Source organism: Methylobacterium persicinum (assembly GCF_022179525.1).
Classification (GTDB): domain Bacteria; phylum Pseudomonadota; class Alphaproteobacteria; order Rhizobiales; family Beijerinckiaceae; genus Methylobacterium; species Methylobacterium persicinum.
In genome coordinates this window covers 135,308-144,468 of the sequence record NZ_BPQX01000007.1, presented here as the reverse complement: position 1 = coordinate 144,468, position 9,161 = coordinate 135,308, and the positions used below count along the sequence as shown (strand labels likewise).

Annotated in this window: 8 protein-coding genes; 5 read left to right on the top strand and 3 right to left on the bottom strand. The window is 70.2% G+C overall.

Annotated features, from left to right (window positions below; all coding sequences use genetic code 11):
- Window positions 1–275: 275 nt before the first annotated feature.
- Window positions 276–1,358: a catalase family protein gene (locus MFF22_RS01690; RefSeq protein ID WP_238247383.1), complete on the top strand. Its 1,083-nt coding sequence runs from the start codon at window positions 276–278 to the stop codon at window positions 1,356–1,358.
- 18 nt (window positions 1,359–1,376) lie between these two features.
- On the opposite strand, the gene MFF22_RS01685 is transcribed toward MFF22_RS01690, so the two are convergent.
- The 3 genes from MFF22_RS01685 to MFF22_RS01675 all read right to left on the bottom strand — a co-directional run bounded on the left by MFF22_RS01685 (window position 1,377) and on the right by MFF22_RS01675 (window position 4,502).
- The gene (locus tag MFF22_RS01685; RefSeq protein ID WP_238247382.1) at window positions 1,377–2,534 is read right to left on the bottom strand and encodes a hypothetical protein; all 1,158 of its coding nucleotides are present in this window, start codon (window positions 2,532–2,534) and stop codon (window positions 1,377–1,379) included.
- A 56-nt stretch (window positions 2,535–2,590) separates the two neighbouring features.
- Window positions 2,591–3,004: a hypothetical protein gene (locus MFF22_RS01680; protein ID WP_238247381.1), complete on the bottom strand. Its 414-nt coding sequence runs from the start codon at window positions 3,002–3,004 to the stop codon at window positions 2,591–2,593.
- Window positions 3,005–3,254: 250 nt separating this feature from the next.
- Window positions 3,255–4,502, bottom strand: a complete 1,248-nt coding sequence (locus MFF22_RS01675; protein WP_238247380.1) for a sensor histidine kinase — start codon at window positions 4,500–4,502, stop codon at window positions 3,255–3,257.
- A 152-nt stretch (window positions 4,503–4,654) separates the two neighbouring features.
- Here MFF22_RS01675 and MFF22_RS01670 point away from each other — a divergent pair, with 152 nt between their 5' ends.
- The 4 genes from MFF22_RS01670 (at window position 4,655) to MFF22_RS01655 (ending at window position 9,002) form a co-directional block, all read left to right on the top strand.
- Window positions 4,655–4,912 (top strand): hypothetical protein, encoded by a 258-nt coding sequence (locus MFF22_RS01670; protein ID WP_238247379.1) that lies wholly within the window; start codon window positions 4,655–4,657, stop codon window positions 4,910–4,912.
- A 187-nt stretch (window positions 4,913–5,099) separates the two neighbouring features.
- Window positions 5,100–5,591: a (2Fe-2S)-binding protein gene (locus tag MFF22_RS01665; protein WP_238247378.1), complete on the top strand. Its 492-nt coding sequence runs from the start codon at window positions 5,100–5,102 to the stop codon at window positions 5,589–5,591.
- Window positions 5,588–6,628, top strand: coding sequence for an FAD binding domain-containing protein (locus tag MFF22_RS01660; RefSeq protein WP_238247377.1), 1,041 nt, complete (start codon window positions 5,588–5,590; stop codon window positions 6,626–6,628). Before MFF22_RS01665 ends, MFF22_RS01660 begins: the two co-directional genes overlap by 4 nt.
- A gap of 133 nt (window positions 6,629–6,761) precedes the next feature.
- Window positions 6,762–9,002 carry a xanthine dehydrogenase family protein molybdopterin-binding subunit gene (locus tag MFF22_RS01655; RefSeq protein ID WP_238247376.1) on the top strand — a complete coding sequence of 747 codons (2,241 nt, stop codon included), beginning with the start codon at window positions 6,762–6,764 and terminating at the stop codon, window positions 9,000–9,002.
- Window positions 9,003–9,161 lie beyond the last annotated feature (159 nt).

Sequence of the window (9,161 nt, the reverse complement as noted above, 5' to 3'; positions counted from 1 at the left end):
GCGAAGCAATCCAGCAGCGCCACGGTGCCGGATGTGTCACTGTTTGGCGCCAGAAGCGGATGGCCCCGAGGACCTCATCGCCCCCTTCCCCGCCTGAACCGACCCGCTTAGTTCCATAATATATCTTATGCGAACTCCGGAATGCCGTGCGGACGGGTGGTTTCGTGCGCCAATTGATCGCCCTCAATCGGTCACCGGGAACGGGGGCGGATCGCCGAGCTTGTCGCGGCGGCGGCCTATCGGATCGCCCTCCCCGCGCACAAGGAGCCCCGCGCATGGACTATCTCCGCTATGCCCCCGGTATCGAGACGCCTGCCGCGGACGAGCAGGCCTCCATCGACGGTATCATCAAGGGCATGACGGAACAGTCGAAGACGGTGGAGGCGCGGGACCACCACGCGGTCCGGGCAAGCCACGCCAAGAGTTCGGCATGCGTCACGGGTGAACTCACCGTCGCCCCTGATCTCCCGCCGGAGCTCGCCCAGGGCCTGTTCGCCCGGCCCGGGACCCATCCCGTGGCGGTGCGCTTCGCGCAGGGTCCCGGCGAAATCCTGGGCGACCGCGTGTCGACCCATCGCGGCATGTCGATCAAGGTCTTCGACGTGCCGGGCGAAAAGCTACCGAACCACTCCGTCGATACCCAGGACTTCGTGCTCGCCACGGGCACGACGTTCCCGTCCGGCACGGCGGCGGGCTTCCTCCGCGACGGCACGGTGATCGGCAAGTCGACAGGTCTGCCCGAGGGCGCCAAGAGCGCGGTTGCCGCCGCCGCGCGGAACCTCAACCGCGTGCTCCACGCGTTCGGCACGGAAAGCGCCAAGGCCGACTTCTTCGGCCATCCCTACAGCCACCCCCTCGCCGACAGCTACTTCAGCCAGGCACCGATGCGCTTCGGCGACTTCGTGGCGAAGCTCGGCGCGGTACCGGCCTCCGACGGGCAGCGTGCGCTCGCAGACTGGCGCTTGGATCCCAGCGAGGACGAGGATGGCTTCCGCCACGCGACCGCGGCGTTCTTCCGCGAGCACGAGGTGGTCTTCGCATTGAAGGCCCAGCTCTGGGCCGATGCGGAGCGGCAGCCCATCGAGGACGCAGCGGTGGATTGGCCAGTCTCGGTCAGTCCCTACCGCACGGTGGCGACGATCCGCCTGCCCCGGCAGGAGGCCTATTCTCCCGAACGGGTCCGCTACTTCGACGAGGTGATGACCTTCCGGCCGGCCCACAGTCTCGCGGCGCATCGGCCCCTCGGCTCGGTCATGCGGGCCCGCCTGCAGGTCTACGGCGCGCTGGGCGACTTCCGGCACCGGAAGACTGGTATCCCGGCGGAGGACGTTGCCCGGATCGACGGCATCCCTGCCTGAGGAGGGCGCCCGGCGCCGTCACGCCAGCCGCGCCCTCAGGCGTGCGACGAGGTCCCGGCCGGAATACGGGGCAGGCGGGGCAGGGAGCGGCGGTGCCGGCCCCTGCCCCGGGATCGGCCCAATGCTGAAGCGCCCGCCGGCGGACCAGAAGGCGTCCCGCCCGCTCCCGATCATGGCGAGCCCGATGGGCTCGCGGGCGGCATGCGTCAGCCGGCCCGACGCCCAGACGGGCTGCCAGCAGTTCCGGCGGCTCAGGTCGGCATCGCACCCGGCGAGGCGCCCGTAGCCCGCGGCGGCGAGGATCCGCTCGCCGCCGAAGCCCTCCGGGATCCAGACCCAGCTGGTGAAGGTGTAGACTGCATTCCGGTCGAAGCCGGCAGCGTCCACCATCCGGGTGAAGCCGTTGAAGCCCGTCTCCCGTCGCCGGCCGGCATGGCGGCGCAGGCCGTCGGGGATGGGCATGGCCTCGGGGAAGGCGCCCGACGCGAGGTTTGTCGGCGCCTCGTCCCGCACCAGCGCCCAAGCGCCGTCGATGAGGTGCAGCCAGGGCTCGAGATCCACCTCCCAGGCCTGCGCCGTGGGGGCGAAGCGGCGCACCCTCCCCTCGATCAACCGGTCGCCGACGCGCCGGGCGGGCTCGGGGCGCCAGCCGGGTCCCACCTCAGTCACCCGGAGCAGGACCGAAGGACCGTGGGCCCAGACCGCTTCGGACAGCCGGGCGAAATCATCCTCAGGCTCCGCAGCCGCCACCTTCCGCACGAAGATCAACGATCCTTCGGACAGCTCGTCGAGCATCTTGCGCTTCAGATGGGCGATCCGGCCGTATTCCCGCTCCAGGAGATCGGCAGCCTCGACGGTGCCGAGCGTCTGGCCGGTATTCGCCCAGATGTTGTAGGCCCGGCTGTGGCAGTAATAGGCACCGCCCTCGCTGACGGTGAGATGCAGGTCCCCCGGGGCGCCAAGATCGGCGAAGCCGCAGCGCAGGCCGCGGATCAGGTCCTCCATCGGGGTGTAGGCGAAGCGCAGGAGGCCGGACGGCTCGACGCCGCCGTAGCGCTGCACGAACCCGAATTCGCAGTTGTCGCCAAGGCTGCGAAAGCCGTGGAGCCGCCGGGCGAGGGCGGCCGCCGCCTGTCCCGTCCCGGTCGTCCCCGCCCCCTGTGGTCTTGCATCCATGGCGGGGAGATCGGCGGTTCCGGCGTGGTTTGTCCAGCCCGCCGGGGTCGCTCGAATCAGCGCACCGAGATCTGCACGTCGGATTCGTAACCCGTGCCGTCGGCGTTGATGACGAGGACCCGGAACGCATCCGTGCCCTCGTAGCCCGCCTCCCCCTCGTAGATCATCCGCCGGCCCGGCACCTTGTGGGCGTTGCACTCCGCGAGGGGCGAAGAGGCGGCATAGAGTGGGAAGGACTGCGCGTCCTCCAGGCTGACCCGCCCGTGCCGGGGCTGGGTGAGCAGGCGGACCACGACGGGGCCCTGCGGCGAGCAATCCGGAAACAGCGAGGTATAGAAAGCAATGGTCCGCGCCTCTCCCCGCGGCACCATGCGTTGCAGGGTGAAGGCGGTGGCAGCGGGCTCCGGGGCCGCCGTGGTGGGATCCGCGAGCAGGGACGTGGCGACGAGAATGGCTGAACGGGCGAGCATGGCGGATGCCTCGTGGACAGCGCCGCCGGGGGAGGGGCGCCGCCTGAACGGGAGAGACCTTCCGGATACCGCCTGGCACCGGACGGTGCCAGGATTCCCGGTGCAATGGAGGCATCGGAGCGCCCGATAGGCCATCGCCCGGCCCCTCCCCCGCCGGAAATTCCCGAAGCGCGAGAGTTCACCTGATGGGGACTACCGGTGGTTTCGTCGGCAGCGTGTCGATGGGTCCCCATCTCCCGGCCGCGGCGAATCAGGCGCGCGTCTTCTCCAGCGGCACCGCGAGCCGGAAGGTCGTCCCCTTCCCCGCCGGGGGTATCGTCAGCGTGCCGCCGAGCTGCCGGGTGAGGCTCCCGACCACCCGCATGCCGAGGCTCTTGGAAGCCCGGCCGATCTCGAACCCCTCCGGCAGACCGATGCCGTCGTCGGCCACCTCGACGCAGAGTGTCGTGGCCTCCCGCTCGGTCCGCACCCGGATCTCCCCGCCTTCGGGGAAGCGTTCCGCCGGGTAGGCGTATTTGAGGGAGTTGGTGACCAGTTCGTTGACGAGCAGGCCGATGGGGATGGCGAGGTCGGCTGAGAGCTTCTGCGGTTCCGCCACGCAGGTCAGGCGGTGGGTGGGCGCGCCGCTGGCGAGGTTGACCACGAGCTTGTCGAGGAAGGGGGCGAGGTCGATCTCGCCGGGCACCGCCTCCCCTGCCCCGCTGTCCTCGATGCCGCCCTGCCGCCAGAGCTGATCGTGGACGCCGGCGATGGCCTCGACCCGGCTGCGGGCATCCTGCAGGGCGGCGAGCACGGCGGGTTCGCCCTCGTTCTGGCGGGCCTGGAGGGTGAGAAGGCTCGCCACGATGGCGAGGCTGTTCTTGACCCGGTGGCTCATCTCCCGGGCGAGGAGATCCTGCCGGGCGAGGGCCGCGCGGAGCAGCTCCTCCGTCCGGTGGCGCTCGATGGCGCTGCCGAGCAGATTGGCGAAGCCCTGCATGAAGGCGATGTCCGCCTCCTCGAACATGCCGTCGCGGCTGTCGTCCACCTCCAGCACGCCGAAGGCCCCGTCCCGGTTCTCGATCAGCACGTTGATCGCCCGGCGGATGCCGTAATCGGCCATGAGCTGCGGGGTGCGGAAGCGGGTCTCGGCGGCGAGGTGGTTCGAGATCACCGGCCGGCCGGTCTTGAGGGCGAAGCCCGCGGGCGAGGCGAGGTCCGCCCCAACGGTGGCGTGGCCGATCACGTCCGCCTTCCAGCCGACTCCGGCCCGCACGAGCAGGGTATCCTCGCCCCGCAGGTATTCGAGCGCCTTGCAGAACTCGGCGCCCATCCCCTGAGCGCACAGGACCGTCGCCCGCTGGAGCAGGAGGTCGAGATCCGTGCCGCGGAGAGCCTCCACGCCGAACGCGGACAGGATGGCCTGCTGATGCAGGCGCGCCTCGAGGTCGGCAGGGCTTCGGGGGCCGTCGGAGGCCAGTTTGGCTTCGACGCGCGGCTCTTCGGGACGGGCGGGCATGGTGGGCGAAGACGTCGCAATCAGTCGGAATCGGGGCGATAGCCTGTAATGGAGAAATAATCATGGCCTGCGCGGCGTTTCGTCCTGGCCGGGAGCCGTGGGCTGACGACCCGCGTTCCGCCGGACCGACAGACACGACCAAGGGTGCGACGATGGCCGACGTGAAGGGACTCTCCGACCACGCTCTCTCGATCCTGGCTTTCGCCGCCTATCACCGGCTGGTCAGCGGCGAGCGGGTCACCTCGGTCATCCGGAAGGACGGTGCCGGGCATGAGGCGGACCCGAAGGGCGTCGAGGAACTTACCGGGCGCGGCCTCGCCAGGGCGGGCGACACGGAGATCGAACTCGGCGAGGAGGCCCAGGAGGCCGTCGAGACCCTCGTCGCCGCCATGCGGAGCACCCTCGGCTGACGCGGGCTTGGGCCCCTCGGTCAAACCCGCGGCGATGCGTGCGGGGCGAAGCAGCCCAGCCACCCGATGCGCGCTGACGGCGCGTCGCCCTGTGAGCTAGCGCACATTTCTCGGAAAGGCGGGCTCGCCACCCCGTCGGGGACAGCTAATTGTAACGGTTCCAGCCTGGATCCGCGGAAACGGCAGCATGACGATACCCATCAGGCTTACCCTGAACGGGAAGCCGCACGCCATCGATCTCGATGACCCGCGCGTGACCCTCCTCGATCTTCTGCGGGAACGCCTTGGTCTCACCGGTGCTAAGAAGGGCTGCGACCGCGGCCAGTGCGGCGCCTGCACGGTGCTGGTCGACGGGCGGCGGATCAATTCCTGCCTCCAGCTAGCCGCGAGCCTCGACGGGGCCGAGGTTCTGACCATCGAAGGCCTGTCCGAGGGCGACGCCCTCCATCCGGTCCAGGCCGCCTTCATCGCCCATGACGGGTTCCAGTGCGGCTTCTGCACGCCGGGCCAGATCATGAGCGCGGTGGGCCTGATCCGCGAGGGCCGGGCCGGAACGGACCCCGAGCGTATCCGTGAGGGAATGAGCGGCAACCTCTGCCGCTGCGGCGCCTATGCCGGCATCCTCGAGGCCGTGCAGGACGCGAGCGGCCGCATGGAACACCGGGAGGACGCTGCGTGATCCGCTTCGATTACACCCGCGCCGCCACCGTCGCCGACGCCCTCGCCGCCGCAAGGCAGCCCGGTGCGGCTTTCCTCGCCGCCGGCACCAACCTCGTCGACCTGATGAAGGGTGGTGTCACGAACCCCGAGCGGGTCATCGACATCACCCGCCTCCCCGGCCTGTCGGGGATCGAGGCCACGCCGGACGGCGGCCTGCGCATCGGGGCCCTCGTCCGCAACAGCGACGTGGCGGACGACCCCCACGTCGCCAAGACCTATCCGATGGTGGCCGAAGCCCTCCTGGCCGGTGCCTCGGCGCAGCTGCGCAACGCGGCGACGGTGGGCGGCAACCTGATGCAGCGGACCCGCTGCCAGTACTTCACCGACGCGGTCTCCCCCTGCAACAAGCGCCAGCCGGGATCGGGCTGTGCCGCCACCGGCCACGCGACCCGCATCCACGCGGTCCAGGGCTGGAGCGAGCACTGCATCGCCACCAACCCGTCCGACTTCTGCGTCCCGCTCGCCGCCCTCGATGCCTCCGTCGAGATCGAGGGGCAGGGGGGCACGCGCAGCGTCAAGCTCACCGGGTTCCACCTCCTGCCGGGCGACCACCCGGAACGGGAGACGGTGCTGGAGCCGGGCGAGCTGATCACTGCCCTCACCCTCCCTTCGGAGGCGGCGCAGTTCGCGAGCCACGCCCGCTACCTGAAGGTCCGCGACCGCACCTCCTACGCCTTCGCCGTGGTCTCGGCCGCCGCCGCCATGACCCTCGACGGCGACAGGATCGGGCAGGCCCGCCTCGCCTTCGGCGGCCTCGCCCTCAAGCCCTGGCGAGTCTCCGAGGCCGAGGCGGCGCTCTCGGGCAAGGCGCCCTCCCCCGAGGCCTATGCCGAGGCGGCACGGATCGCCCTCGATGGGGCCAAGCCGACCGGCGAGGCCAACGCCTTCAAGATCGAACTCGCCCGCCGGGTGGCGGTGCGAGCCCTCACCCAGGCGGCGGCCGGCACGCCCGCGCACATTCCAGCGCTCCCCGCCTCCCCCTTCGGCATCGTCTGAGCCGGCTTGTCATCGCGAAGCGACCCAGGGTCGTGGGCCGCTTCGGGTCGCAGCGCATCCCTGGATTGCTTCGCTCCGCTCGCAATGACGGAGTTGGCGAGGCGCCCCCCAAGGTCTCTATGAGGATCGTCCCATGACCTCGACCATCGAACCGGTCCGCCACGGATCGAGCATCGGCCAGCCCCTTACCCGCCGGGACGGCCCCCTGAAGGTGAAGGGCGAAGCGCGCTTCGCTGCCGACAATCTGCCCCCGGGCACCCTCCACGCGGCGCTGTGCGTCTCGAAGATCGCCCGTGGCCGGGTGGCGAGCCTGAACGTCGCCGCGGCGGAGGCCCATCCCGGCGTCGTCAAGGTGATGACGCCGCAGAATGCCCCCAAGCTCGCCAAGGACCCGGACCTGAAGGATGTGCCCTTCACCTTCCGGATCGATGTGCTGCAGAACGACACGGTGCGCTACGCCAACCAGCCCATCGCCGTGGTGATCGCGCAGACCCTGGAGGCGGCGACCGAGGGCGCGAGGCTCCTCGCCCCGACCTACGAGGAAGAGGCCCCGCGCATCGGTCTCGATGCCGGCGAGATCTTCACCCCGGACTCCGTCGGCGTCGGCGCCCCGCCCGAGCAGGTCGACGGCGACGTCGAGGCGGGCTTGGCCTCGGCCACCAAGACCTTCACCGGCACCTACGAGACGCCGGCGCAGTACCACAATGCCATGGAGCCGCACGCGGCCGTGGCGAGCTGGGAAGGCGACAAGCTCCATCTGTTCATGCCGACCCAGGGCCTCGCCATCGCGCAGGGGCGGCTCGCCGGGCTGTTCGGGATCAAGCCCACCGACATCCACATCGACAGCCCCTATCTCGGCGGCGGTTTCGGCTCCAAGGGCGTTCCGTCAGGGCCGCAGGTGCTCGCCTGCATGGCGGCGAAGCTCGTCGGCAAGCCGGTCAAGCTCGTGCCGACCCGGCAGCAGATGTACGGGCCGATGGGCCACCGTGGTCCGACCCGGCAGACCCTGCGGCTCGGCGCGGACGAGGCCGGCAAGCTGATGGCGCTCGACCACCACATCCTCACCGCCTCGTCGAGCTTCGACGACTTCTTCGAACCCGCGGGCCGGGTGACGACGACCCTCTACGCCAGCAAGGCCACCGCCATCCGCCACGAGGCGGTGCGGCTCGATACCGGCACGCCTTTGTTCATGCGGGGGCCCGGCGAGGCGTCCGGCAGCGTCGCCATCGAAAGCGCGCTCGATGAACTCGCCTTCGACCTCAACATGGACCCGCTGGAGTTTCGCCTCGCTAACTATGCCGAGGTCGAGCCGTTCTCCGGAAAGCCGTTCTCCTCAAAGGCCCTGCGGGAATGCTACGCCCGCGGCGCGCAGGCCTTCGGCTGGGCTGGGCGGGCGCTGAAGCCGCGCCAGACCCGGGATAAGGACGGGTTCCTCGTCGGCACCGGCGTCGGCACCGCGACCTTCCCGGCCCTGATCTTCGAGGGCATGGCCCGGGCCGAGATCCGGGCGGACGGCGAGGGCACGGTGGAGATCGGCGCCCTCGACATGGGCCAGGGCGCCTGGACGGCGCTCGCGCAGATCGCCGCGGACGGCCTCGGCATCGGCATGGAGGCCCTGACCTTCCGCATGGGCTCCTCGGACCTGCCGAATGCCGGCATCGCGGGTGGCTCCGGCCACACGGCCACCGCCGGCAATGCGATCCACGCCGCCGCGCAGGATGTAATCGCCCAGCTGACCGAACTGGCGGTGAACGACCAGTCCTCGCCGCTGTTCGGTGCGGGCAATGCCGGGGTCACGGCCTCGGGCGGGCGCCTCACCCGCCGGGACGATCCAAGCCGGAGCGAATCCTTTTCCGACATCCTCACCCGGGCCGGGAGGGCGAAGATCGAGGGCAAGGGCAAGGCCGGGGCGGACGCCGCCGCTCAGAAATCCTACGCGATGCATGCCCACGGGGCGGTCTTCGCGGAGGTGCGGGTCGATCCCGATCTCGGGCAGGTGCGGGTGAGCCGGCTGGTCGGCGCCTTCGCCGCCGGGCGGATCATCAATCCGCACCTTGTGCGCAGCCAGTATTATGGTGGGATGATCTGGGGCCTGTCCTTCGCCCTGCACGAGAAGGCGGAGATGGACCCGCGCACCGGCCGGTTCCTCAACGATAACCTCGCCGAATACCATGTGCCGGTGAATGCCGACATTCCGCCGATGGAGGCGATCCTCGTGCCGGAGGAGGATTCGGTGGTGAACGCGCTCGGCGTGAAGGGTGTGGGCGAGATCGGCATCACCGGCACCGCCGGCGCCATCGCCAACGCCGTCTGGCATGCGACGGGGATTCGGGTGCGGGACATCCCGATCACCCTCGACAAGCTGCTGGGGTGAGGGGCGCCCCCTTTCCCGTCATTGCGAACGCAGTGAAGCAATCCGAGGGCTAGCGGGCCGTCTCCAAACGATCCGTATCCCTGGATTGCTTCGCGTTGCTCGCAAAGACGGTCGGTGGCCTGCTAAGACCTCTCCTCCGTATCCCCGGAAGGCTTGCGT